This window comes from Bartonella sp. MR63HLJHH (assembly GCF_042194155.1).
Classification (GTDB): domain Bacteria; phylum Pseudomonadota; class Alphaproteobacteria; order Rhizobiales; family Rhizobiaceae; genus Bartonella; species Bartonella grahamii.
Window position 1 is genome coordinate 219,624 of sequence record NZ_JBHIMN010000001.1, and the last position, 26,695, is coordinate 246,318.

The 26,695-nt window shown below is 38.9% G+C and carries 16 protein-coding genes; 6 read left to right on the forward strand and 10 right to left on the reverse strand.

All coding sequences use genetic code 11. The annotated features are described in order from the left end of the window. Positions 1–78 precede the first annotated feature (78 nt). The 3 genes from rpsA (at position 79) to pncB (ending at position 12,015) form a co-directional block, all read left to right on the forward strand. Positions 79–1,779: a 30S ribosomal protein S1 gene (gene rpsA, locus ACFIKQ_RS00880; protein ID WP_026500132.1), complete on the forward strand. Its 1,701-nt coding sequence runs from the start codon at positions 79–81 to the stop codon at positions 1,777–1,779. A gap of 228 nt (positions 1,780–2,007) precedes the next feature. After that, positions 2,008–10,578 (forward strand): GH36-type glycosyl hydrolase domain-containing protein, encoded by an 8,571-nt coding sequence (locus ACFIKQ_RS00885; RefSeq protein WP_375655603.1) that lies wholly within the window; start codon positions 2,008–2,010, stop codon positions 10,576–10,578. A 132-nt stretch (positions 10,579–10,710) separates the two neighbouring features. Further along, complete coding sequence (gene pncB / locus ACFIKQ_RS00890; protein ID WP_375632143.1) at positions 10,711–12,015, forward strand: nicotinate phosphoribosyltransferase; 1,305 nt, start codon at positions 10,711–10,713, stop codon at positions 12,013–12,015. Positions 12,016–13,134: 1,119 nt separating this feature from the next. Here the strand turns inward: pncB and ACFIKQ_RS00895 are convergent. The 10 genes from ACFIKQ_RS00895 to nth form a co-directional block, all read right to left on the reverse strand. Further along, a complete protein-coding gene (locus tag ACFIKQ_RS00895; protein ID WP_375655605.1) occupies positions 13,135–13,521 on the reverse strand; it encodes a YbaN family protein in 387 nt (128 codons plus the stop codon). Positions 13,522–13,928: 407 nt separating this feature from the next. After that, a complete protein-coding gene (locus tag ACFIKQ_RS00900; RefSeq protein WP_012754509.1) occupies positions 13,929–14,834 on the reverse strand; it encodes a metal ABC transporter permease in 906 nt (301 codons plus the stop codon). Next, positions 14,831–15,697 carry a metal ABC transporter permease gene (locus tag ACFIKQ_RS00905; protein ID WP_012754510.1) on the reverse strand — a complete coding sequence of 289 codons (867 nt, stop codon included), beginning with the start codon at positions 15,695–15,697 and terminating at the stop codon, positions 14,831–14,833. Before ACFIKQ_RS00905 ends, ACFIKQ_RS00900 begins: the two co-directional genes overlap by 4 nt. Beyond that, a complete protein-coding gene (locus ACFIKQ_RS00910; RefSeq protein WP_375635416.1) occupies positions 15,694–16,524 on the reverse strand; it encodes a manganese/iron ABC transporter ATP-binding protein in 831 nt (276 codons plus the stop codon). Before ACFIKQ_RS00910 ends, ACFIKQ_RS00905 begins: the two co-directional genes overlap by 4 nt. After that, positions 16,521–17,429: a metal ABC transporter substrate-binding protein gene (locus tag ACFIKQ_RS00915; protein WP_375655607.1), complete on the reverse strand. Its 909-nt coding sequence runs from the start codon at positions 17,427–17,429 to the stop codon at positions 16,521–16,523. Before ACFIKQ_RS00915 ends, ACFIKQ_RS00910 begins: the two co-directional genes overlap by 4 nt. Before the next feature lie 291 nt (positions 17,430–17,720). Beyond that, entirely contained in the window at positions 17,721–20,135 is a 2,415-nt protein-coding gene (pheT, locus tag ACFIKQ_RS00920) for a phenylalanine--tRNA ligase subunit beta (RefSeq protein WP_375652581.1), read from the reverse strand. Positions 20,136–20,167: 32 nt separating this feature from the next. Continuing rightward, positions 20,168–21,250, reverse strand: coding sequence for a phenylalanine--tRNA ligase subunit alpha (pheS, locus tag ACFIKQ_RS00925; protein ID WP_375655609.1), 1,083 nt, complete (start codon positions 21,248–21,250; stop codon positions 20,168–20,170). A 93-nt stretch (positions 21,251–21,343) separates the two neighbouring features. After that, a complete protein-coding gene (rplT, locus tag ACFIKQ_RS00930) occupies positions 21,344–21,745 on the reverse strand; it encodes a 50S ribosomal protein L20 (protein WP_375635419.1) in 402 nt (133 codons plus the stop codon). Positions 21,746–21,778: 33 nt separating this feature from the next. Further along, positions 21,779–21,982 (reverse strand): 50S ribosomal protein L35, encoded by a 204-nt coding sequence (gene rpmI / locus ACFIKQ_RS00935; RefSeq protein ID WP_012754516.1) that lies wholly within the window; start codon positions 21,980–21,982, stop codon positions 21,779–21,781. 154 nt (positions 21,983–22,136) lie between these two features. Beyond that, positions 22,137–22,877, reverse strand: a complete 741-nt coding sequence (gene nth / locus ACFIKQ_RS00940) for an endonuclease III (RefSeq protein WP_375651639.1) — start codon at positions 22,875–22,877, stop codon at positions 22,137–22,139. Positions 22,878–22,997: 120 nt separating this feature from the next. Here nth and ACFIKQ_RS00945 point away from each other — a divergent pair, with 120 nt between their 5' ends. The 3 genes from ACFIKQ_RS00945 to ilvD all read left to right on the forward strand — a co-directional run bounded on the left by ACFIKQ_RS00945 (position 22,998) and on the right by ilvD (position 26,561). Then, positions 22,998–23,429, forward strand: a complete 432-nt coding sequence (locus ACFIKQ_RS00945) for an Hsp20 family protein (protein ID WP_012754518.1) — start codon at positions 22,998–23,000, stop codon at positions 23,427–23,429. A gap of 26 nt (positions 23,430–23,455) precedes the next feature. Next, positions 23,456–23,707, forward strand: coding sequence for a DUF1150 domain-containing protein (locus tag ACFIKQ_RS00950; RefSeq protein ID WP_012754519.1), 252 nt, complete (start codon positions 23,456–23,458; stop codon positions 23,705–23,707). Between the two features lie 1,015 nt (positions 23,708–24,722). Next, positions 24,723–26,561, forward strand: a complete 1,839-nt coding sequence (ilvD, locus tag ACFIKQ_RS00955; RefSeq protein WP_375627959.1) for a dihydroxy-acid dehydratase — start codon at positions 24,723–24,725, stop codon at positions 26,559–26,561. Positions 26,562–26,695: the final 134 nt, after the last annotated feature.

Below are 26,695 nucleotides of genomic sequence, written 5' to 3' on the forward strand. Positions count from 1 at the left end.
AAAAGGCAGGGAGTTGCTTATGTTAACACTAACCTAGCGCTCATACCTTATAACACAAGGTATATATTAGGAGTTCTTATGTCACAATACAATCCCACAACAGCGGATTTTGAAGCCCTTTTAACAGAATCTTTTCAAACCAATGATCTTAATGAAGGATCTGTTGTTAAAGGTCGTGTTATTGCAATCGAAAAAGACATGGCCATTATTGATGCTGGTCTTAAAGTTGAAGGACGTATTCCTCTCAAAGAATTTGGAGCTAAAGCAAAAGACGGTTCTTTGCAAGTTGGCGATGAAGTTGAGGTTTACATTGAACGCATTGAAAATGCGATGGGCGAAGCTGTTTTATCCCGTGAAAAAGCACGGCGCGAAGAAAGTTGGGTCCGTTTGGAGGAAAAATTCAATGCTGGTGCACGCGTTGATGGAGTGATCTTTAGCCAAGTAAAAGGTGGTTTTACAGTCGATCTTGATGGTGCTGTTGCTTTCTTGCCGCGCAGCCAAGTTGATATTCGTCCCATTCGTGATGTTTCACCTCTCATGCATAATTCTCAGTCCTTTGAAATCTTGAAGATGGACCGTCGTCGTGGCAATATTGTGGTCTCACGTCGTACTGTTTTAGAAGAAAGTCGCGCCGAGCAACGTTCAGAAATTGTACAAAATCTTGAAGAAAACCAAATCGTTGAAGGTGTGGTGAAAAATATCACAGATTATGGTGCCTTTGTTGATCTTGGTGGGATTGATGGTCTCTTGCACGTTACAGATATGGCATGGCGGCGTGTTAACCACCCATCTGAAGTCCTCACAATTGGTCAAACGATTAAAGTCCAGATTATTCGCATCAATCAGGATACACACCGTATTTCTCTTGGAATGAAACAGCTTGAAAGTGATCCTTGGGAAAGCATTAGTGTTCGGTATCCGATTGGTAAAAAAATTACGGGTGCTGTCACCAACATTACTGATTACGGTGGTTTTGTTGAAATTGAGCCAGGAATCGAAGGGCTGATCCATGTTTCTGAAATGAGCTGGACGAAGAAAAATGTTCATCCTGGGAAAATTCTGTCTACATCACAAGAAGTAGAAGTGGTTGTTCTTGAGATTGATCCTTCTAAACGGCGTATTTCTCTTGGCTTAAAGCAAACATTTGAAAATCCATGGGAAGCTTTTGCCAATAAATTTCCTGTCAATTCGCAAATTGAAGGAGAGGTTAAAAATAAAACAGAATTTGGTCTGTTTATTGGGCTTGAAGGCGATGTTGACGGTATGGTTCATTTGTCTGATCTTGATTGGAACCGTCCTGGTGAACAAGTCATTGATACTTACAATAAAGGCGATATCGTTAAAGCTGTGGTCCTTGATGTTGACATTGAAAAAGAGCGCATTTCTCTTGGAATTAAGCAGCTTTCCAGCGATAAAGTTGGAGAAGCAGCTGCTTCTGGCGAATTGCGAAAAGGTGCTGTTGTAACATGCGAAGTGATTGCTGTTAACGACAATGACATTGGTGTGAAATTGATTGACCACAACCTTGAGACAACCATTCGGCGTGCTGATCTCGCGCGTGATCGTGATGAGCAACGTCCTGAGCGTTTCGCAATTGGGCAAAAGGTTGATGCTCGCATCACAGCATTTGATAAAAAAACACGTAAAATTTCAGTATCGATTAAAGCTTTAGAAATTGCAGAGGAAAAAGAAGCGGTTGCACAATATGGTTCTACAGACTCGGGTGCTTCTCTTGGTGATATTCTTGGTGCTGCTTTAAAAAAACAAGAACAAGATTAATCATCAATCATTAAAGCTTACGGTGTTATTAAGGTCACTCATTTTAGGGTGACCTTTTTATTTTCTAAAAAAATTGTCTGCTTATTTTCTAATTATTGCGTAAAAAATTATAACTGCTTGCAACTAAAAACAAAAAGTTTGTTTTTTTGTCTATCAACGGTTCACTATTCAGATAAAATGCTTACAATTTAAATAAAAAACGATGTAATTGAATAACAATGGGACATTATGACGTGCATAATACCTTTCATAAAGTGCTTTTTTTCTCAAAAAGAGAAAAAAAACCATTTTATTAATACGGATTTTCCTCTTCGTGCAATTTATAAGGTACGGGAAGATCTTTATAACTTAGGGCATGATATAGCTTCTGGTAAAGAAATTTTACTCCCTGAATATGAAGGAGTAGAAGATTTTCGCAAGAGATTGAATGAAAATGCGAAACTTATTCTTAATGCCTTTCATACCAGTGATTTTGCAGCCCGAAATGATGAGACTATCGCACCGTCTGCTCAATGGCTCATTGATAATCATTACACCATTGATAAAACTATACAAAAGCTACGTCGTAATCTACCTAAGTCCTTCATAAAGCAACTTCCTCTTTTTACACACAAAGCGGGAATACCACGAATTTTTGCTTTAACTTGGCTTTATATTGCGCATACTGATAGCAGCTTTTCACAAGAAACATTCACTGCTATGACCAATGGATTTCAAGAAGTTTGTGCGCTCACAATTGGTGAATTGTGGGCTCTTCCTTCTGTTATGCAAATGCTGCTCATTGAAAATGTCCGTCGTCTTTCAGTATGTATCGAAAAAGCGCGACATATGCGCCATCTTGCTAGTCAAGTGGCTGATAAAATTTCTCTTGTAGAAAATAAAACAAATCTACACTCTCTCTTTACGCAGTATAAACCATTTACTGTTGATCCAACGTTTTCAGCACATTTATTCTATCGCCTACGCAGTGCATCTGTCGATTCAACCGTAGCATTGACTTGGCTTGAAAAGCAATTGAAAAGCCAAGGCAGTAGCTTAGAGATTGCAACAGCTGATGAACATACCCGACAAGCAGCAGATGGTGTGACCATGGGAAATATTATCCGTGCTCTTAAAGCTATAGATGATGTTGATTGGACAGCATGGTTTGAAACAGTGAGTTGTGTCGATTCTATTTTGCGTAAAAATAGTGATTTTTCTGAAATTGATTCTCACTCACGCAATATTTATCGACAAGTCATTGAAAAAGTTGCACGCTTTTCGCCTCTTAGTGAGCTGGAAATTGCACATAAAGTTGTAGAAATGGCAAATTCCACTTCTAAAGATATGCCTCATCATTCTTGTGTGGGGTGGTACCTTGTTGATGATGGTCGTGGCATATTTGAAAAGGCTTGTGGATATATCCCGCCCTTTCTCATAAAATGGACACGAGCTTCCTGTTGCTCAAAATTGAGAGTCATCGCTATTCCTGTCTCTTTTCTGACGCTCGCTCTTTTGCTTGTAATTTACGCCCTTTTACAAATATCTGGCATGACATCATGGATGTCTTTTTGCTTTACTGTATTAGCGCTTTTTCCTGCTATCGATGCTGCTTTTGCTTTATTTAACACTGTTGTTTCATGGTTTGTCCCATCAAGACAACTCATTGGCTATGAATATAAAGAAGGTATTCCAAAACATGCACGGACAATGGTTGTTGTACCTACTTTGATGACATCACGCGATGATATTGATGAACAAGTGCGCAATCTTGAAGTGCACTATCTTTCCAATCCTAAAGGTGCCATTCATTTTGCGCTCATTACAGATTGGGTGGATGCTCCATTGAGAGAAACGCAAGATGATCTTGATTTATTGCACTATGCGCAAAAGAGTATTGATAAACTCAATAGTCGTTATCATCGTGATGAACTTCCTCTTTTTTTCCTTTTACATCGCCGACGCCTTTATAATACAAGCGAAAAATGTTGGATGGGATGGGAACGAAAGCGAGGAAAACTTCATGAACTCAATCGGCTCTTAAGAGGCGATAAAAACACAAGCTTTTATCCTCCCAATCCACACCTTCCTATGGATTGCCGTTTTGTTATGACGCTGGATTGTGATACACGTCTTACTCCAGAGAGCGTCGCGAAACTTGTTGGAAAGCTTAACCATCCACTCAATCATCCCATTTTTGATCCGCAAAGTGGAAAAGTTGTAAAAGGCTATAGCGTTTTACAACCACGCATTATTTCTTCTCTTACAACAGGAAAAAAAACATCAATTCTCCAACGGGTTTTTTCTATCAACCGTGGCATTGATCCTTATGTTTTTGCCGTTTCTGATACTTATCAAGATCTTTTAGGAGAAGGTACCTTTATCGGTAAAGGTCTTTATAATATTGATGCATTTGAACAAGCGCTTGATGGCAAAATTAAAGAAAATACTATTCTTAGTCATGATCTCTTAGAAGGAGGTTATGCTCGTACTGCTCTGGTAAGTAGCATAGAAGTCATTGAAGACTATCCAACCGCTTATAATATTGATGTTATGCGTTATCATCGCTGGATTCGCGGTGATTGGCAGCTTTTGCCTTATCTTTTTTTCCACCGTCAAATAAGTTCCGTGACGCGTTGGAAAATGCAGGATAATTTACGTCGTTCTCTTACTCCACTTATGTGGTTAATCGCAGCATTTGCAGGATGGACTTTTTTGTCTTTCAAGAGTGCAATCGTCTGGCAAATATTCTTGTTGTTTAGCTCCTTCATTTCTTCCATTCTATGTGTATTAAAAACGCTTGTCTCGTCCAATATAGATCATTCTTTGCGTGGACATTTTCAATTAATTTGGAACAAAACTGCTCTTACAAGCGCTGATATATTTCTTAAAACAACGTTTCTTGCTCATTCGGCGTATTTTATGACCGATGCGATTATTCGTACACTCTATCGTATGACGATTTCAAAACAGCATCTTCTTGAATGGAAAACTTCTGCCGCAACAAAATCAATGCCCAATAGTTTGCGCTTCTATGTTTTTATAATGGCACCAGCATCGCTTATTGGTGTCCTTACTGTAGCACTTTCTCTTTTTTCTGATAGTTTTGCAAGCTTGATTGCTTTTCCTTTTGGGATAGCATGGTTTTTTTCACCCTTCATTGCTTGGATTGTGAGTCAACCTTCAACCTTTCAAGATAGTCTTGATCTTTCTTCAAAAGATGAAAAAAAACTTCGCTCTATTGCACGGCGTACATGGCTTTATTATACAACCTTTGTCAATGCACAAAACAACTATTTGCCTCCCGATAATTTTCAAGAAGATCCTGAACCTCTTGTTGCTCAACGTACATCTCCTACGAATATTGGCGTTTATCTCCTTTCTATTATTGCTGCACGTGATTTTGGCTGGATTGGTTTTGAAGAGACCATTACCCGTATTGAATGTACATTACGCTCTCTTACAAAAATGGAAAAGTTCCGTGGTCATCTCTATAATTGGTATGAAACGGATACACTCAGGCCTCTTTTACCTACTTATGTATCAACCGTTGATTCAGGAAATCTTGCCGGTCATTTGATAACACTCTCTTCTGCCTTAAGTGAATGGGCTGAAAAACTGCCTCTTTTTTTTCAAAGTGATCGAGAAGGCTTATCGGATGTTCTTGCTATTCTTGAAGAAACTGTCAAAGAAATTCCAGATCATCAACCCAATTTACGCTCGTTACGTCAAAAAATCGAAGAAAACATCATTCGTTTTCATGACTCTGTCTTCACTTTTGTAAAACAAGAAAATACGATTCCTTCTCACATCATAGACCTTTCACATGCAGCCCACGATATTGTGCACTTAGTCAGTGAACTTGACCACAAAATTCAAACGATAGAATCTGCTCGTGCGCTTTCTTGGGCTAAATGCCTTATCGATACCTGTAACGCTTATCATCATGATGCGACTGCTCATTGTGATACTGAAAAATTACGTAAAAAACTAAACAGGTTGGCTATAGTAGCACGGCAAATAGCCTTTGATATGAAATTTGACTTTTTAGAACAGCCTAAACGGCATCTCTTATCCATTGGATATCGTGTTCAAGAAAACAAACTCGATGAAAATTGTTATGATCTACTTGCTTCAGAAGCACGTCTTGCAAGTTTTTTTGCTATCGCAAAAGGAGACATAAAACTTAAACATTGGTTTCGTCTTGGTCGACTCCTCGTACCCATAGGTTGGAAAGGTGCGCTCCTATCATGGTCTGGATCGATGTTCGAATATCTTATGCCATCTCTCGTAATGCATGAACCTTTAGGATCTCTCCTAGATCAAACAAATCGATTGATTATTCATTGTCAAATACAATATGCTCATAAACGGGAATTGCCATGGGGTATTTCAGAGGCCGCATTTAACGCTCGCGATCATTTAATGAATTACCAATACGCTCATTTTGGTGTTCCAAACCTCGGACTCCAACGTGGTCTTTCACGCAATGCTGTCATTGCTCCCTATGCCAGCCTTCTAGCGGCACAATATGCTCCTGCTTGCGCTGTCGCTAATTTAAAACGACTCCGTGATCTTGGAGCTTTAGGAACATATGGTTATTATGACTCTGTCGATTTTACCCCTTCACGCGTGAAAACAGGGGAAAAATACGCTGTTGTACGCAATTATTATGCGCACCATCATGGCATGTCTATCCTTGCTCTTAACAATGTTATTTTTCAAGGGCGAATGCGTGACCGTTTTCACCGTGATCCCATTATTGAAGCAACGCAATTGCTGTTACAGGAAAGAGCGCCTCATCTCATTCCTATTATTCATACCAAAGCTGTTAATCGTATGCGCAATAAGTCTCAAGCACTTGACGCCGCTCCTTTGCGCATTATTACAAACCCGTTGCTCAAACCACGAGAAACGTTACTTTTGTCTAATGGCTTTTATTTTACCATGCTAACAGCGAATGGTTCTGGTTACAGTCGGTGGCACGATTATGCGATTACGCGTTTTATTCCTGATGCAACAGAAGATCAACAAGGTACTTTATTCTTCTTACGCGATACGCATAGTGGACGGTGGTGGTCTGTTACTAGTGAGCCAACACGTGTTATTGAAGAAGAAGCTGTCAGCATTTTTACAGATGAAAAGGCTGAATATACAAAAATGGTTGATGGTATAAAATCAACACTTGAATGTCTTATTACATCTGAAGGATGTGGCGAAGGTAGACGTATTCAACTGATGAATACGACAAATAAAGAGCGCCTCATTGAAGTGACTTCTTATGGTGAATTAGCGCTTGCCACAATGGATACAGACGAAGCTCATCCTGTTTTTTCCCGTATGTTTATAGAGACAGAAATTGCTGAGGAAGGTAAAACAATTTTTGCCAAAAGGCGCAAACGCTCACCTAGCGATCCTGAAATCTATGTTGCCCATTTTGTCTCTAGTACAACAGATATTCTCCAAGAGACAGAAGCTGAAACGGATCGCTCTCTGTTTATTGGGCGGGGTCGATCTATTCATCGGCCCGCTGCATTTGACCAAAATGCTCGTTTCAGTAACAGTCAAGGTTGTGTTCTTGATCCTATTATGTCATTGCGATGCCGTATCAAAATTTCAGCATATGGAAAAGCAGAACTTATTTTTTGGACTTTTGCTGCTCATACAAAAGAAGCGCTGCATAATCATATTAAACATTATCGACAACCCGATATGTTTCAAAAAGAACTTTCAAGGGCATGGACGCGCTCACAAGTCGCACTGTATCAGAGCGGAACCCAGCCTAAAGAAGCTATTGTCTATCAAAAATATGCCACATCGCTTATCTACCTTGATCGAACATGGCGTCTTTCTCCTGAAATATTAGCAAAAACGCTTGGAAAACAGTCCGATCTTTGGCCTATGTCCATTTCAGGAGACAATCCACTCTGTCTTCTTAGGTTAAATAACGAGGGAAATATCTCTGTACTGCGCGAGCTCCTTAAAGCACACGAATATTGGCATATACGCGGACTCATTGTTGATTTGGTCATTCTTAATGAACAAACATTTTCCTACATACAAAATACACAACGCGCTCTTGAGTGGGTCTGTGAATCTTATTATCACCACACGCAAAAAGCAGATGAACGCCAACATATTTTCATGCTTCGACGCGATCAAATGAGTGAACAGAGTTTTAAAACGCTTCTTGCATCAGCGCGCATCGTTCTTGATGCCCAAAATGGCTCTTTATCTGAACAGCTTAAACGACTTGATGAGAGTGATTTTGATCTTACAGTTCATAAAAATTATCATGAATTGCATGATCAATTAGATTCCCCAAAGTATAGCGAAGGAAGGCAAGTTACAATACAAACTGAACAAAATTTTTTTGCTTCCATTGGTCTTATTAGCCAACAAAAACCCTCCTCCTTTCCCATAAATGGAGAAGATCTAAAATATTGGAATGGTTACGGTGGTTTTAACCAGTATAACCATTATGTAATACGTCTTCATGGACGTACAACTACACCGCACCCGTGGATTAACGTCATCGCTAACCACAAATTTGGTTTTCATGTCTCTGCTGAAGGTGCAATTTTTACTTGGGTTAATAATAGCCGCGATTATAAATTAACTCCTTGGGCAAATGATCCAACATCTAACCGGCCAGGAGAAGCACTTTATCTGGTTGATCGCCAGTCTTTAAAACGTTTTTCACCCGTTTCTGCTGTAGAATGTGATGAAAATATTGTCTATGAGGCTTGTCATGGTTTTGGATTTTCAACTTTTAAATCGACACATTCAGAAATTGCATTAGAACTGACTCATACACTCGATCCGGAAAAATCAGTTCGCTTTTCACGTCTTACCCTCACGAATGAAGGGAAAAAACTACGCAGTTTACGCCTTTATAATTATGTTGAATGGGTTTTGGGAAATACCCGTACAAAATATGCCCCCTTCATTATTTCCTCTTATGAGGACAAAAGGGGTGTACATTTTATTCAAAATCCTTATCACATTGAAAAATCTCAACAAGTCACATTCTTATCGGCATCTGAAATGCCAACCAGCACCACAACCAATCGTGCTGAATTTATTGGTGCAACGGGAACCGTAACGCATCCAACTGCGATCCGTAAAGCTGGTGCTCTTTCGAATATCATTGAAGCAGGATGTGATCCTTGTTCAGCATTCGCCTATGATATTGATCTTCAACCAGGGCAAACAAAAGAAATCATCTTCTATCTTGGCAGTGCTGAAAATAGGCAAGAAGCTGAAAAATTACTCAATCAAGTACATGCAAGTGATTTTGAAATTCTGCTCACAAAACAAAAACAGCAATGGAGTGATTTTGTTTCTCCTTTCCAAGTCAAAACACCTGACGCTTCTTTTAATCTTATGGTCAACCATTGGCTTCCTTATCAAATCTACGCATGCCGCATCATGGCACGTGCAGGCTTTTACCAAGCGAGTGGTGCATTTGGTTTTCGTGACCAGTTACAAGATAGCCTGTCTTTGTTATTGCTGGAACCACAATTAGCACGTGAACAATTATTAAATGCAGCAGCGCACCAATTTCTTGAAGGGGATGTGCAACATTGGTGGTTGCCTGACACAAATGCTGGTGTTCGTACATACATTTCTGATGATATCGTTTGGCTTGCATATGCAACAGCTCTTTATGTCACTACCACTGGTGATGACGCTTTTCTTGATACGCTCATTCCTTTTATTGAAGGTGATGTTCTCAAAAGTGGGCAACAGGATGCTTATTTTCAACCTATCCAATCCTCAAAGGTTGCAACAGTTTATGAACATTGTGCTTTAGCTTTAGACCTTGCCATTAAACGCTGCGGGCCCCATGGTCTCCCTCTTATTTTAGGTGGGGATTGGAATGATGGCATGAATTTGGTAGGTGTGGAAGGAAAAGGCGAAAGCATTTGGTTAGGATGGTTTCTTGGGTACACATTACAAGCATTTATTCCTTTGGCCAAAAAACGTGGTGATAACAGCCATATGCAAATATGGAGTACATACCTTGAACGCTTAACAAAATCCCTAGAGGAAAACGGTTGGGATGGTGCTTGGTATCGACGTGGTTATTTTGATGATGGAACACCTCTTGGTTCTAAAATTAATGATGAATGCCAAATTGATACCATTGCTCAATCTTGGGCTGTCATTTCTCAAATGGCGTCGCCTGAACATCAAAAGCAAGCAATGACATCAATGTTGGAACATCTCTATGATAAAAAAGGCGGACTCATTCGCCTTTTTTGGCCACCTTTTGATAAAAGCACACTTGAGCCCGGTTATATAAAAGGTTATCCTCCGGGAATCCGAGAAAATGGTGGTCAATACACGCATGGTGCCATTTGGAGTATTTTAGCATTGGCTGAAATGGAACAAAACGATAAAGCTTACGCTTTATTTTCTATGATTAACCCGATTACCCATGGACAAGATCCTGAAACTTATCGTGTTGAACCTTATGTGATGGCCGCAGATATTTATTCTGTTGAACCACGATGTGGTCAAGGCGGTTGGACATGGTATACAGGCTCAGCCGGTTGGTTTTATCGTGCTGCAACACAAGCTATTCTTGGAATACAGCGTCAGGGAGATCTGTTGTTTTTACAGCCACATTTACCCTCTATTTGGCCAAAATATGAAGCAACAATGAAGTTTTATGATGCCGTTTATACCATTAAAGTAAAATGGGGACCTAAAAATATGCTCCATGTTAATGGCAAAAAATATACCGAAGTTCATGCGGGGATAAAGTTACACAAAACAGGTCAGCATGAAATTATACGTATTGTTAAATCTTAGAGATGAAAGATGAAAAAGAGAGCAGACTTTTTTATTCTTGCCCAAAACTGTAGAGTTGTTATATTGCACCGCCTATATTGTCCGTGTTGGTGCATAATATTTTAGATTTTATGAAACTGAAAGAAAAAGGTTATGAATCATCCGGATATTGCTAGACGTGTTTACAATCATACTTGGAAACTTGATCCCATTATTCGTTCACTTCTCGATACGGATTTTTATAAGCTTCTTATGGTACAGATGATTTGGGGGTTGTATCCTAATGTTAATGTTACTTTTTCCCTCATAAATCGCTCTAAAACAATACGTCTTGCCGATGATATTGATGAGAGTGAATTACGTGCTCAACTTGATCATGCTCTTAGTTTGCGCTTTACAAAAAAAGAAATGATCTGGCTTGCTGGTAATACATTTTATGGACGCAAACAAATTTTTGAACCGGATTTTCTTCAGTGGCTTGAGAATTTTCAACTCCCAGAATATGAACTAACCCGCAAAGATGGCCAATATATGCTTCATTTTTATGGTTCGTGGGCTCATAGCTCTATGTGGGAAATTCCAGCCCTTGCTATTATCAGTGAATTACGTTCACGTGCAGCTCTCAAAAAACTAGATCGTTTTGCTCTTGATGTACTTTATGCGCGTGCTAAAGCAAAAATGTGGAGTAAAGTTGAACGTCTCAAAAAATTGCCTGATATTAAAATATCTGACTTTGGGACAAGGCGTCGCCATTCTTTTTTATGGCAGCGCTGGTGTGTGGAAGCATTAAAAGAAGGCATTGGTAATTCTTTTACTGGAACTTCTAATGTTCTTCTTGCCATGGATACGGATTTAGAAGCTCTTGGAACCAATGCACACGAATTGCCCATGGTTATTGCGGCTCTCAGCAACAACGATGATGAATTACGCAGAGCTCCATATCAAGTCTTGCAAGATTGGAACCGTTATTATGGTGGAAATCTTCTCATTGTTTTACCTGATACCTTTGGTACAGAAGCATTTTTACGCAATGCACCAGATTGGGTCGCTGATTGGACAGGTTTCAGACCCGATAGTGCGCCCCCTATTGAAGGTGGCGAACGTATTATTCAATGGTGGAAAGAAAAAGGAAAAGATCCACGCGAAAAACTTTTAATTTTTTCTGATGCTCTTGATGTCAATACAATTGAAAAAACCTATCATCATTTCCATGGCAGAGTGCGCATGAGTTTTGGATGGGGCACGGATCTTACCAATGACTTTACAGGCTGTGCACCTCAGGAAATCGAAACTCTTGATGCTCTTTCCCTTGTTTGTAAGGTGACCTATGCCAATGGTCGACCAGCCGTAAAGCTTTCAGATAATCCTGAAAAAACGATCGGTGATTCAAAAGAAGTACAACGTTATCTCAATTTTTTTGGTAATAAAAAGCGAATTGCTAGACCTATAAAGACGTAGTTTCCGGTTCTTTAAACGAGTATATTGACTCATCATATTGTTTATAAGATTGATTTTTGTCCTGCCCTAAGGATGAGGGTTCTTAACCTTTGCTGGTCTGTAAATAGTTCGGTTGTTTTTTGAGCAGATTCTACTTGGCCTACCACGCATACGCTTCACTTACATAAGGATTCGACAGATCAGACTTAAAAATATTCACTACGCATTAAAAAAATACTTAACTTGCTAGGGAAGTTTAGCCAAGGAGGTTTCCTTATATCATTGTCATAAATAACGGTGTTATACGGCACAACAAGATACTGTTGTTTTGCATGTTGAAAGAGCGTGCGTGAATATCATAAATTTTTTTCATTTCAACCCTTTTAAATCAAGCACACTCATCTCCTTACATGTATGAAGGTTTTCAAGTTTTAAGGGTTATTGTTGTAGCTCGACAGTAGGTTTGTACTAAGTGGGAAGAGATAGGATTAAGTAGGAATACGTGGTAATTTGTTGTTTTTATGTACAATTTTGACCATTAAATGCGCTTTTCCATAGTAAAAATGAGAAAAGGCTTTGCCCTCCTTTGAGAACATCTTTAAAACTCTTTGAAAAAAAATAAATTGGTACAAAATCTAGTGTAAAAATATACAAAACCCGATGAAAAGCTACAGTTGTAACATTAGGAATTGCTAAGGCAACATTGGAGGATGACAAATAGCACGGTGACTATCGGTGTGCATTTTGTAAGGCAAGGATGATGATGTTTGCTTTGTATTATATCCTCATTAAGAGATATGAAAATAAACGAAACGTCTTTTTAGAAAGAAATGGCTATCATATCAATGACTTTTCAATGATGTATATGTAGAGATTCATACAAACATGCCTTATAAAAATAATGACTCTTTTCCATGAATGTGGTTTATCCAAGTGAGAACATTTTGAGTGTGCGTAAACAGTCTTCTTTGTTCATAAAAATCATTTCACAAACATATTATTAATTAATTGCTTTCAAAAAGCTTGCTATTTCATATGCATTTTGGATATGGAGAGCTTATATTCAAAACTTAAAAGTCCTCATAGTTTTTACAAATAAGTCGAAGCTAAAAAGAATATCTCATAAAGCCTTTTCTATCATTATGAAGATGGACGTGTTACAATATAAATGGCAATCAGCAGTAATATAACCGCAAAAAGTAAGGAAATCCATAAAGGAGGGTGTACCATTACGAAAAAGGATAAAAATCCTCCTGTCATACTCATTATTGCAAAAACTTTAATGAATGGAGAGATTGCTTTTTTTTCTTCCCATCGCTTAATAGGGGGACCAAAAATACGATGATTATTCAACCATTGATGAAAACGTGGAGAAGAACGCGTAAAACACCATGAGGCAACTAACAAAAAAGGCACAGTTGGCATAATAGGTAATACTACACCGATAATACCTAATATAACCATTGTCCACCCTGCTATATAATAGCAGATACGCAAAGGGTGAGATATCTTCAAATCTTTTTTCATTTTCTTGTATTTTTTTCCTCTACGCAAAACCCTCTACAAAAACATTATATCTGTTTTTTTCTGTTTACATGTCTGAGTGCACAATTACTTTCTACCCCTTCATGCGTAAGCGTCTTTGCTGTTATAAGTTCCTTGAAAATACCAAATAGCTTACGCAATATGATAATCATTTTAAATGATTTCAAGAAAAGAGAAGAGATTTTAGAAAATCAAAAAAATAAAAAGGCTGCAGAATAAATCAATACAGCCTCTTAATTAAGAATGCAGCGTTGGGGGGAGAAAATGTACCGCATTCACTTGCTAGACATTAGGAGGAAAAATAACCTAGCACCCCGAACTCTAATTAAAATAGAAATGAGAAACAATATATAAAAATGCATGGCTGATATGCATGAATTTTAACACTTTTAAGTTTCTTGAACTGTGTTTTGACGAAAAAAAATCATCATGAAAATAGCCATAAAAATCAACGTCAAGATCAACACAATTGTGGAAGCAGAATCAGAGCCGATAAATAAGCTGAGATAAATCCCTAAAAAGCCAGAAAAAGCTGCAACAAGTATCGCGATCATTAACATAAAAGAAAACCGCTTTGTAACAAGATAGGCAATTGCTCCTGGTGCTATCAGTAAAGAAATAACGAGCACGATACCTACAGCTTTCAAAGCCGCAACAATTGTAAGAGAAATCATCGTTAGAAGGGTATAGTGAAGTAGAGATATTGGTAACCCCATTGCATGTCCTTGAACTGTATCAAAAATATACAACATAAAGTCGCGCCATTTTGCTGCTAAAATGAAAGTGACAACAGCAGAAATGATCGCCGTTTGTGTTATATCAAGCCAGTTAACACCTAAAAGATTACCAAATAGAATATGATTCAAATCTAAGCTACTATAAATAGACGTGGCTAAAACAAGCCCCAAACCAAACATCGAAGAAAAGACCACACCCATCACCGTGTCCTGTTTGATACGGCTATTGCTCCCTAAAAAACCCGTTAATAGTGCACACACCATTCCTGCAACAAAAGCACCGCAAGTAATCAGAGTCATTGTAATATTCTCTGGACGCATATGCTGAAACCAAGCAAATGGCAAAGAAGTCAAAAATGCGATTACCCATGGTGTTGTCATATAACCAACAACAACACCTGGAAAAACTGCATGAGAAATGGCATCGCCTAACAGCGCCCATCCTTTCAAAATAAGAAAACAGGAAAGCATCGCCATGGGAATAGAAAGAATCATGACAATAAGCATACCCTTAAGCATAAAAGAAAACTGAAACGGAAGTAGTAATTGATCAATCATGATAATATTACACCCTTTTTGGCCGCATTTATGCGTAAGCGTGCAGCAATATACCCATGTTTAGGAGCAAAAATAAAAGCCAAAACAAATAAAGATGCTTGAAAAAGCACAACAACCCCCCCCGTTTGTGCATTTAAAAAATAACTCACATAAACACCCAAGACACTTGTGAATGTTCCAATTACAACTGCAATAACCAAGATATTCACGAAACGATCACTTAAAAGATAGGCTGTTGCCCCAGGTGTCACAACAAGACAAATGACTAAGAACGCTCCAACGGTTTGCATAGCAGCAACAGTACAAGCGGCAAGTAATGTGAAAAAGAGAATCTTTAAAAACTTTACATTTAATCCAATGGCATGCGCATGTGTTTCATCAAATAACGAAACAAGAAGATCCTTCCATTTCAAAAGCAATATAAGCAACGAAAAAAAGCCGATAAAAGCCAATTGTAGAATATCTGATGAACTAACGGCTAAAATATTTCCCAAAACAATCGTATCAATATTAACAGCCATTGGTTTTAACGATTTGAGAAACAACCCAAAGGCAAAAAAGGAGGAAAAAATGAGCCCAATAATGGTATCTTCTTTAAGCTTTGTCCGGTGGTTAAAAAAGAGCATTGCTGCTGCTGCAAGACCACCAGAAAAAAAAGCGCCGAGTGAAAAAGGTAACCCTAAAAGGTAAGCTCCTGCTACACCAGGAACAATCGAATGGGAAAGAGCATCACCAATCAATGACCAACCTTTTAACATCAAAAAAGCCGAAAGAAAGGCACAAACACACCCAACTAACCCAGAAACCCACATTGCATTCACCATATATTGATAGCTCAGTGGCTCAAGCAACCAAGAAATCATGCAACGTGCTCCACTCTTTCAATATCTTCACAAACTGCAGACTGCTTTCTTCCCATGAAACCATCATTTTTTTTTGTGCTAGGAAGATCAAAAATATGGTGGTGCAAAGATCCTCCAAAAGTTTTTTCTAGATTTTCTTTTGTAAAGATTTTTTCTGTTAACCCAGAAGCTAAAACGGTTCCTTTTATTAAAACTGTATGATCACAAAATTCGCGAACAGAACCCAAATTGTGAGTTGAAACCAAGATCACTGCTCCTTCTTTACGAAGATCTTGTAACAAAGCAATGATTTTATCTTCTGTTGTAACGTCAACCCCTGTAAACGGCTCATCTAATAAAATAGCTTTTGCTTTCTGTGCAAGAGCGCGCGCTAGGAAAACACGCTTTTTCTGTCCACCAGAAAGTTCTCCAATCTGGCGCTTGGCAAAAGCCAACATATCAACGCGCTCTAAGGCAATACGAACGGCTTCATAATCTTGTGTACGGGCATAGCGAAAGAAATTCATATGACCGTACCGCCCCATCAATACAACATCTTCGACCAAGACAGGAAAATTCCAATCAACATCTTCACTTTGAGGAACATAAGCAATAAGGTTTTTTTTCAAAGCTATATCAACGGGCAAATCAAACATGCGAATTTTTCCCTTTGAGGGGCGTACAAACCCCATAATCGCTTTAAATAACGTTGACTTACCGGATCCATTAACACCAACTAATGCCGTAATAGAACCCTTTGGACTTTCAAAATTCACTTCGCGTAAAGCCGTATGTCCATTACGATAAGTTACCGTTACTCCTTGGGCAAATATTCCAGATTCCGTCATTGGCTTTTTACTCCCTCTAATAAAGCATTGCTAATACGCCCACTCGTGACACGTAATAAATCAATATAAGTGGGTACCTCACCATTTTTCTCACTTAAAGAATCAACATAAAGAACGCCACCGTATTTAGCCCCTGTTTCTTTAGCAACCTGCTTAGCAGGCGCAGGGGAAATAGTGCTTTCAGAAAAAACTGCATGAATATTGTATTTGCGAACCATATCAATAACATGCTTGACCTGCTGTGGTGTTCCTTGCTGGTCAGCATTGATGGGCCATAAATAAAGCTCTTTTAGATTAAAATCACGCGCCAAATAGCTAAATGCCCCCTCACTGGTCACAAGCCAACGCTTATCTTGCGGTACGGCTTCTAATTCAGCCTTAATTGGATCAATCGTTGCACGAATTTTCTGTTTATAAATTTCAGCATTCTCTTTATAAATAGCAGCATGTTCAGGATCATATTTTACAAAAGCATCGCGAATATTATCAACGTAAATCAAAGCAGAGGTTGGTGACATCCACGCATGAGGATTGGGTTTACCGCTAAAGGGGCCCTCACCAATTTTAATGGGTACAATACCTTTTGAAACAACAACACTTGGAACATCCTTGATATTTTGAAAAAACTTTTCAAACCAAAGCTCTAACTCTAATCCATTCCACAATACAAGGTTAGCTCCCTGAGCACGCATAAGATCGCGAGGGGTGGGTTGATATTCATGAATTTCCGCACCTGGTTTTGTAATGGATTCAACATCAGCAGCATCACCTGCTACATTGCGTGCCATATCAGCAATGATAGTGAATGTCGTAACAGCTTTAAATTTACCAGCACACAAAGCAAAATTGGGTGTAAAAAAAATAACACTTCCAAAAACTATGCTGAAAAACGTTCTTACGTTCATTGATTCTCTCTTTCCTTTATATGCCTTCTTTTTATTGCAAATAATTTGCATTATCATTTAGCAATAGCAGTTATCTTTTACATTTGCAATGAAGGATTAAGAGAAAAAATAACTTTTCAAGATGTTTAAAAACAGCTTTTTTCATATTGAAAAAATTGATGATTTAAGCAGCTTGTTTTGGTAAGGAGATCCGCTTTCAAGAAGCTCTATAGCTCTTGAATGCCAAACAAAAAGGGAGCACTTAAAAATGCTCCCACTTCATGTAAAATATCTCATAAAAAATGAAAATACTCAGTAGCGCAAATATGCACCTGTCATTTTGGTAACATTATCCACGATCTTTAAGGCAAGCTTTTCTAAATCTTCATCTGTTAGAGTCCGTTCTATGGGCTGAATAGTTACTTCAATTGCAACAGATTTTTTATCTTCGCCAAAGCTTAAATCTTCAAAAATATCAAAAATCTGCACTGAATGAATAAGTTTTTTATCGGCTCCACTTGCCGCACGAATAATAAGAGAAGAGGCAACAGTTTTATCCGCTATAAAGGCAAAATCACGCCGCACCATTTGAAAAGGTGAGAGTTTCAAAGGAGGACGGCTTTTGGTCGTTTTTTTCTTTGATTCTGGAATTCTGTCTAGAAAAATTTCAAAGCCGCATAAAGGGCCACTGACATCTAACTTTTCTAATGTAGCAGGATGAAAAACACCAAAAAAACCAAGAATAATCTTTGATCCAAGTTTTATGACACCTGAACGACCAGGATGATACCAATCGGGTGCTCCTACTTCAATCTGCACTTTTCCAACATCCATATCGCATGCTTCTAAAATAGCTAAAGCATCTGCTTTGGCATCAAAAACATCAACGACGGTTGCATTTCCATTCCAAAAACGACCAGCCCCTTTAAATTGCTCTGTTCCGCGACGAATCCCACTAACAACACGGTGTTGTTTATCAGGGGTATCGCCTTCATAAATATTGGAAACTTCAAACAAAGCAAGATCGGAAAAACCACGATCAGCATTTCTCTGTGCCGCCATAATCAAACCAGGTAAAAGGGAAGGACGCATCATTGACATATCAGCAGCAATAGGATTAACCAATTTAAGCTCTTCTTGACCTCCTCCAAAAGCAAGAGCTTGATTTTCAGAAATAAAAGACCATGTTACCGCTTCTTTCATACCACGTTGCACTAAAGCCAAACGTGTAGCACGTGAACGAATTTGTGCGCATGTTAAAATTTGATCTTTTCCTTCTGCGAAGTTTTCCAAAGGAATAGGTTTAATTTTATCTAGCCCATAAATCCTCATGACTTCTTCCACCAAATCGGCTTTCCCCATAATATCAGGGCGCCATGATGGTACTTTTACTGTAACGACATCTCCTTTTCCTTCAACGAAAAATCCAAGTTTTGTTAAAATAGAGATGACTTTTTCAGGTTCTATTTCCAAATTTGTTAAACGTTTAATTTCAGAAAAAGGAAAAGCGATCTGTTTGATTTCTTGTTGCTGATAGCCAACGATCCTCTTCTTAGATACTTCACCACCACAAAGACGTAAGACCAATTCTGTTGCAATCTCAAGCCCTGTTTCTATAAAAGCCGGATCAACACCTCGTTCAAATCGATAACGTGCATCACTGATAAGACCTAATGCTCTTCCTGTTTGTGCAATGCTTTGCGCATCCCAAAGCGCTGATTCAATAATAACGCGACGTGTTGTCTCATCACAACTCGTTCTTTCACCGCCCATGATACCGGCAATCGAAACAATCCCCTCTTCATCTGCAATGGCACAATTCTTAGCGCCCAAATGATAGATTTTTCCGTTCAGTGCTTGAAGCTGTTCTCCCTCACGAGCACAACGTACACACAAATTACCTTTAATTTTATCCGCATCAAAAACATGGAGTGGACGACCAAGGTCAAAACTTATGTAATTGGTCATATCAACAAGCGCATTAATCGGTCTCAAACCAATTGCATTCAAACGCTGTTGCATCCACTGAGGTGATGCACCATTTTGAACATTGCGCACTTCACGCCAAGCAAAACCTAAACATAATGATGAATCTTGCGAAAAATCTAATGAAACATCGAGAGGTGTTTCAAAGGAAGGCTCAAATTTTGACAAGGATAATTCTTTTAATTTTCCCATTCCAGCGGCAGCAAGATCACGGGCAATACCACGAACACCTGTACAATCAGAGCGATTGGGGGTCAAACCAATATCAATGATCGGATCATCTAAACCAGCATAAGTTGCAAATGAATCTCCAATAGGTGCATCTTCTGGAAGTTCGATAATCCCGTCATGTTCATTTGATAATTCAAGCTCCGCTTGCGAACACATCATCCCAAAACTTTCAACACCGCGGATTTTTCCTACAGATAATGTCGCATCGAGTCCTGAAATATAAGTGCTTGGTAGTGCCAGAACACCAACAAGACCTGCACGCGCATTTGGTGCTCCACAGACAACTTGAACAGGTGTAGAAGTCCCTGTATCGACGGACAGAATCTGGAGTTTATCTGCATCAGGATGCTTTATTGCTGTTAAAACTTTTGCAATCACAAAACCTTTTAAAGAAGACCGATCATCAACGTAATCAACCTCAAGACCTATAGCTGTTAGTTTCTCACAAATTTCATCCAAAGATGCACTTGTCTCTAAGTGATCTTTTAACCACGACAATGTAAATTTCATTTTAAAACCTCACATGAAAGCGATGACTAAGATCACATATTTCTATTAGGAAAAAAAGCAGGCATATCAAAGCAACGAAAGCCATAATGGTCTAACCAACGCAGATCAGCATCAAAAAAAGCTCGTAAATCAGGCATACCGTATTTCAACATGGCAATACGGTCAATGCCCATTCCCCATGCAAAGCCTTGATATTCATCGGGATCTAAACCAACATTTTTCAACACATGAGGATGCACCATTCCGCATCCTAAAATTTCCAACCAATCCTGTCCTTCTCCGAATTTTACTTCTGAACCAGAGCGATCACATTGAATATCCACTTCCATAGATGGTTCGGTAAAAGGGAAAAAAGAAGGACGAAAACGCATTTTTACAGAGGGAACTTCAAAAAATGCTTTACAAAAGGTTTCATGTAGCCACATCATATGGGCAATGGTGGAGGTTTTATCAATGACAAGACCTTCTACCTGATGGAACATGGGCGAATGCGTCGCATCCGAATCCATGCGGTAAGTTTTTCCAGGAATAATGATCCGTATCGGTGCTTTTTGTTTTTCTAGTGTGCGAATTTGTACGGGTGATGTATGGGTCCGCAACAACTTTCGTTCTCCCATTTTATTGACATCAAAAAAGAAGGTATCATGCATTTCGCGTGCGGGATGCCCTTCAGGAAAATTCAATGCCGTAAAATTGTAATAATCTGTTTCAATATCAGGTCCCTCTGCAAGAGAAAAACCCAACTTCGTATAAATGGCAATAATTTCCTCAATAACCTGTGAAATAGGATGAATGCGTCCCCGTTCTATAGGTGAAGAGCGAACAGGCAAGGTAACATCAAGCGTTTCACGAGAAAGACGGGTATCCATTGCCTGTCTTTTCAGAAGATCACGCTTTTGCGCCCATAATTCTAAAATACGATTTTTTAATCCATTAAGAACTGGTCCAACTTTATGGCGCTCGCTAGCATCCATCTTCCCTAATGCTTTTAATTTTTCAGAGATGCTACCTTTTTTACCCAATGCTGCAATACGCACTGCTTCAAGTGCCTGTTCATCACCCGCTGCCTCTAAGGATAAACAAATTTCTTGTTCCAGACGCTCAATATCGTTCATATTTTTGCCTATTTTTTAATAAAAAAAACCCGCACTCGCAACAGCCAGCACGGGACCTCGAATAAATAAATGCTTTAAGAGAACACGACTGGCTTACTTGACAGCGCCTTCAAAAGCATTAGGTGTCGTATCTTTTAAATATTCCAAAGCCTTTTTTGCCGAAGCTACTAAAGCAGAAAATGCTTCTGCTTCGTGGATTGCTATATCTGAAAGAACCTTACGATCAACCTCAATACCGGCTTTTGATAAGCCATCAATAAAACGTCCATAAGTTAAACCTTCTGCGCGAACAGCCGCATTAATTCTCTGAATCCACAAAGAACGGAAAGTACGTTTCCTATTTTTGCGATCACGATAAGCGTATTGCTTTGAACGATCAACTGCTGCTTTAGCTGCACGAATGGTATTTTTACGACGACCGTAAAAACCTTCAGCCTGTTTAAGAACTTTTTTGTGCTTAGCGTGTGCTGTCACACCTCTTTTCACACGTGCCATATTATAATCTCCTCAAAATCAAAAGCGTAAGGTTTAAACACCATTCGGCAAATAATGCTGAACGACTTTTTTAGCATCTTGTTCACACAAAACCATCGTTCCACGTGCATCGCGAATAAATTTATTCGAACGCTTAATCATACCGTGGCGCTTACCGGCAGCTGCTACTTTAATTTTGCCTGACGCAGTGATTTTAAACCGCTTTTTAGCGGATGATTTGGTCTTCATCTTGGGCATTTTGCTACTCCGTACATTAATTTATTCAATCAAATATTTTATTCACTCAAGCGGACCAACGCTTGAACAAGCATTTAAACAGCCACGGCATGCCCTGCCGGGCGGTTCTAATAGTGTTTCCATAAGCCACTATACACAAAATAGCAAGACCGTATTACAAAAAAATCGGAGCTCCATTGCCTTGAAGCTCAACTAAAGGTGCCGGAATAGCATTTGTTTTGATAGCTGCTTTACATAGATCAGCAATAATGCATTGCCTACATTGTGCTTTACGTGCTTGGCAAACATAGCGTCCATGTAAAATAAGCCAATGATGTGCATGACGAAGATAATGGATTGGTATAATCTTTAATAATTTCTTCTCAACAATCTCTGGTGTTTTGCCAGGCGCTAAACCAAGACGATTGCTTAAGCGAAAAATATGTGTATCTACTGCCAATGTAGGCTGACCAAAAGCAACATTCAAAACAACATTAGCCGTTTTGCGCCCCACTCCAGGAAGGGACATAAGTGCTTCACGCGTATCAGGTACTTGACCGCCATAACAATCAATTAAACAGTTGCAAAGTGCATAAACATTGCGTGCTTTTGCTCGCCAAAGACCAATTGAACGGATATGATGTGCTATTTCTTCTTCTCCTAATGCAACCATTTTTTCCGGTTGATCAGCAAGGCGAAATAATTCTTTTGTCGCTTTATTAACGCTTACATCTGTCGCTTGAGCCGAAAGCACAACGGCAACCAAAAGCGTAAAAATATTTGTATAGATAAGATCACTCTTAGGCGCTGGGCGTTGCACAGAAAAACGGCGAAATATTTCTGCAATTTCATTTTCATTATATAATATACCAGATAAATTTCGCACGTTTGACAATTTTATGGTACTTTGAGGCATTGAACTCTCTTAAATCTTCTCTCTTGAAGTTATCATTCACGCTCGCCATATGAGAGGAATGCAGCGAACACTTTTATAGAGTTTGGTCAAGTAAAGCCGTTTTAAAGAGGATACTCATGAATGACACATGTGACACCTTTCTCCAATCCCTTCCTTTTAGGGTTTGAAACCGTAGAAAAAATATTGCAACGTATCGGTAAAGCTGATGAGGCTTACCCAGCCTATAACATTGAACGTTTGCATAAAAATGATGATGCAAATCATATCCGCATAACTTTGGCTGTTGCTGGATTTAAGATTAACCATCTTAATATTTTGCTCGATGATAATCAATTGGTTATTCATGGTAAACAAACAGATAACCAAAATCATCAATATTTATATCGCGGTATAGCTGCGCGACAATTCCAGCGAACCTTTGTTCTCGCGGAAGGGATGCATGTTACAAATGCAGAGTTGAAAAATGGTCTTTTATCAATTAATCTGTATCAACCAAAGTTAAAAAAAGAAATAAAACAGATTCCAATTAAAGTCAGTAGTGGTGAGTCATAAAAGTTAAGGCGTAAAGGAACAGTGAAATGGGAGAACATAAACAAAACTTGTCGTTTCAGAACACATCCTACTCTGATGCGGGACAGATTGCCTATTTAAAAAAAGTTTGTACAGATGATCTGGCTAAAAACTTTCCAGATCTTCCACCAATGACCCCAGGAATTACGATATGGGCTCTCTTTGGTGAAACAGGTTATCCTATCATTTTATCCGATGAGCGTTCTATCGCCCTTGCTGGAGCCAATGAGCATGAACTACAAATTGTAACTCTGCACTAGATTACCTTACGAGAAAACGCTGTACTCTTTATAAATTCTATCTGTTTTTTCGTAAAGGGTGTAATGTGAGTTATAATGAGATAAGTATAGGTTTATATTCATAATTAATTTTTACAACTGGAATGAGAGTCCCGAATATCATAAGGTTCTCTCATTTGAAATCCTCTTGTATTAAAACAATTAAAGTCACTTGCTTGTATGTCACACGCAGGGAGAGCCGTGTGGATAAAAACACTTGAAGAAAGGAATAAAAATATCTAAGAAAGGAATAAAAATATCTCTTGTGAATTGTCTTAATTAGCAAGGATGTTGGCAATATTGGGGATGAGAAAAATGTATGATGGTGTCAGTTTGCTTCTTCATAAGTGTGAAGATGTCCCCTATAGATTTATATTATTCACGGGAACTTTTATACCATTCATAGGCGCTATCGTGAAATAGGCTCGAGTGTGCATTGAAAGATGTTTCTTTAAAATGAGTACATGAAGGCTATACAAGTGTATTTTGTTTGGGGTTTTCTGTTCTTCGTGAGGAGAGTAACTCCATTGAAGAGTATAAAAACAAAAGCATGATATAATGCGTCATCGTTATTTAAAAGATATTGCTATGAATGCTTTTGAAAGATGTAAAGCTGAATTGTAAGGAGATGATAGATTTTTACCATGATGCCTTTATATTCTTTCCAAATTAGGCTGTCTTCTTGTTCCAGAAATTACGCAAACAGATAGATGCAATATACTTACCAAATCTGGCATACAAAAATCTGGTACAGTTCGTGCCACACTGAAGTGTTTTGATATTTGTCTCAAACGTGGAATTGCACAGGGATTAGATGTTGATTAACAGGTAATAAAAAAACAAAGGCTTTATGAAAAAGTTTATGCAGAGCTTTTAATTTTGTGCTTCAAATGCCTCAGTACAAGGTATTTTTCTCTTTTGAATATTAAAGCTCTTGTTTTTATAATGAAGTTACAGCACAACAAGCAAAATGGAATTATTTGAGGGGAAAAAAATAATGCCTTCTTACCGTTCAAGAATATCGACCCACGGGCGTAATATGGCAGGAGCCCGCGGACTTTGGCGTGCAACAGGGATGAAAGATACTGATTTTGGTAAACCCATTATTGCGATTGCGAATTCTTTTACACAATTTGTACCAGGGCATGTCCATTTAAAAGATCTTGGGCAATTAGTCGCACAACAGATAGCGGTTGCCGGTGGTGTTGCGAAAGAATTTAATACCATTGCTGTAGATGATGGAATTGCGATGGGGCACGATGGAATGCTCTATTCTTTGCCCTCACGTGAAATCATTGCTGATTCTGTAGAGTACATGGTTAATGCACATTGTGCGGATGCACTTGTCTGTATTTCTAATTGTGACAAAATTACGCCTGGTATGTTAATGGCTGCTTTACGGTTGAATATTCCGACAATCTTTGTTTCAGGCGGTCCTATGGAAGCAGGTAAGATTAAATGGAAGGATCAAGATCTAAGGGTTGATTTGGTCGATGCCATGGTTGCAGCAGCTTCAGAACAGAATTCAGAAGAAGAAGTTGCTGAAATGGAGCGTGCTGCTTGTCCTACATGTGGTTCTTGTTCAGGAATGTTTACAGCCAACTCCATGAATTGCTTAACGGAAGCATTGGGGCTTTCGCTTCCCGGAAATGGATCAATGTTAGCAACACATGCAGATCGACGGATGCTTTTTGAAGAAGCTGGAAAACAGATTGTTGCATTGGTTAAACGTTATTATGAAAAAGATGATGAAACAGTTTTGCCCCGCTCTATTGCTTCACGCAAGGCTTTTGAAAATGCAATGACCGTTGATATTGCTATGGGGGGATCAACCAATACGGTACTGCATCTTTTAGCCGCGGCGCAAGAAGGTGAGGTGGATTTTACCATGACGGATATTGATCATCTTTCACGTCGTGTTCCTGTTTTATGTAAGGTTGCTCCTGCTGTTGCGAATGTACATATGGAAGATGTTCATCGCGCTGGTGGTATTATGGGGCTTTTAGGCGAACTGGATGCGGCGGGACTCATTGATACGTCAACTTATACGGTTCATGCAAAAACAATGAAAGAAGCTCTTTACCGTTGGGATGTGAAACAAACTAATGAACCAACAGTCCGTACATTTTATCGTGCTGCTCCTGGTGGTATTCCAACACAGACAGCTTTTAGCCAATCTTGTCGCTATGAGACCCTTGATCTTGATCGTGAAAAAGGTGTGATTCGCGATAGGGAACATGCATATTCACAAGATGGAGGATTGGCAGTTCTTTATGGAAATCTTGCAAAAGATGGCTGTATTGTAAAAACAGCAGGCGTTGATCAATCAATTTTAACTTTTAAAGGTCCGGCAAGAATTTTTGAAAGCCAAGATTCAGCTGTTTCAGCTATATTAACTGATAAGATTAAAATAGGTGAAATTGTTTTAATCCGTTATGAAGGTCCACGTGGTGGACCTGGAATGCAAGAAATGCTTTATCCAACAAGTTATCTCAAATCTAAAGGATTGGGCAAGGTTTGTGCACTTGTTACGGATGGACGTTTTTCAGGGGGAAGTTCAGGGCTCTCGATAGGACATATTTCACCAGAAGCTGCTGAAGGAGGAGAAATTGCGTTGGTGGAGGAGGGGGATATCATAGAAATTGATATTCCAAATCGTAGAATTCATATGTTGGTGGATGACGTTGAGATGAAGCAGCGCCGTGCTAAGATGGAAGCAAAAGGAAAAGGTGCTTGGCAACCGATTGAGAAGCGTCAGCGTAAAGTTTCAAAGGCTCTCAAAGCCTATGCAGCGATGACCACATCTGCTGCAAAGGGTGCAGTACGTAATATTTAATGAGATGAATGACGCGTCTTATAAAAGAGAGATAGTATTCTGATTTTTTTTTGCATCTTTTACACGATATTCTAAGCTAATTATTTTATGAGTTTATGAACTTATCAGAATATTTCGAGCCATGATAAGTATGA

What these genes read in the sequence shown, in the direction of transcription:
- ilvD (WP_375627959.1), top strand. Translation starts at nt 24,723, where the DNA reads ATGCCTTCTTACCGTTCAAGAATATCGACCCACGGGCGTAATATGGCA.
- pheT (WP_375652581.1), bottom strand. Translation starts at nt 20,135, where the DNA reads ATGAAATTTACATTGTCGTGGTTAAAAGATCACTTAGAGACAAGTGCA.
- ACFIKQ_RS00900 (WP_012754509.1), bottom strand. Translation starts at nt 14,834, where the DNA reads ATGATTGATCAATTACTACTTCCGTTTCAGTTTTCTTTTATGCTTAAG.
- nth (WP_375651639.1), bottom strand. Translation starts at nt 22,877, where the DNA reads ATGCCTCAAAGTACCATAAAATTGTCAAACGTGCGAAATTTATCTGGT.
- ACFIKQ_RS00885 (WP_375655603.1), top strand. Translation starts at nt 2,008, where the DNA reads ATGACGTGCATAATACCTTTCATAAAGTGCTTTTTTTCTCAAAAAGAG.
- ACFIKQ_RS00915 (WP_375655607.1), bottom strand. Translation starts at nt 17,429, where the DNA reads ATGAACGTAAGAACGTTTTTCAGCATAGTTTTTGGAAGTGTTATTTTT.
- ACFIKQ_RS00895 (WP_375655605.1), bottom strand. Translation starts at nt 13,521, where the DNA reads ATGAAAAAAGATTTGAAGATATCTCACCCTTTGCGTATCTGCTATTAT.
- ACFIKQ_RS00910 (WP_375635416.1), bottom strand. Translation starts at nt 16,524, where the DNA reads ATGACGGAATCTGGAATATTTGCCCAAGGAGTAACGGTAACTTATCGT.
- rpsA (WP_026500132.1), top strand. Translation starts at nt 79, where the DNA reads ATGTCACAATACAATCCCACAACAGCGGATTTTGAAGCCCTTTTAACA.
- rplT (WP_375635419.1), bottom strand. Translation starts at nt 21,745, where the DNA reads ATGGCACGTGTGAAAAGAGGTGTGACAGCACACGCTAAGCACAAAAAA.
- ACFIKQ_RS00945 (WP_012754518.1), top strand. Translation starts at nt 22,998, where the DNA reads ATGACACATGTGACACCTTTCTCCAATCCCTTCCTTTTAGGGTTTGAA.
- ACFIKQ_RS00905 (WP_012754510.1), bottom strand. Translation starts at nt 15,697, where the DNA reads ATGATTTCTTGGTTGCTTGAGCCACTGAGCTATCAATATATGGTGAAT.
- pncB (WP_375632143.1), top strand. Translation starts at nt 10,711, where the DNA reads ATGAATCATCCGGATATTGCTAGACGTGTTTACAATCATACTTGGAAA.
- rpmI (WP_012754516.1), bottom strand. Translation starts at nt 21,982, where the DNA reads ATGCCCAAGATGAAGACCAAATCATCCGCTAAAAAGCGGTTTAAAATC.
- ACFIKQ_RS00950 (WP_012754519.1), top strand. Translation starts at nt 23,456, where the DNA reads ATGGGAGAACATAAACAAAACTTGTCGTTTCAGAACACATCCTACTCT.
- pheS (WP_375655609.1), bottom strand. Translation starts at nt 21,250, where the DNA reads ATGAACGATATTGAGCGTCTGGAACAAGAAATTTGTTTATCCTTAGAG.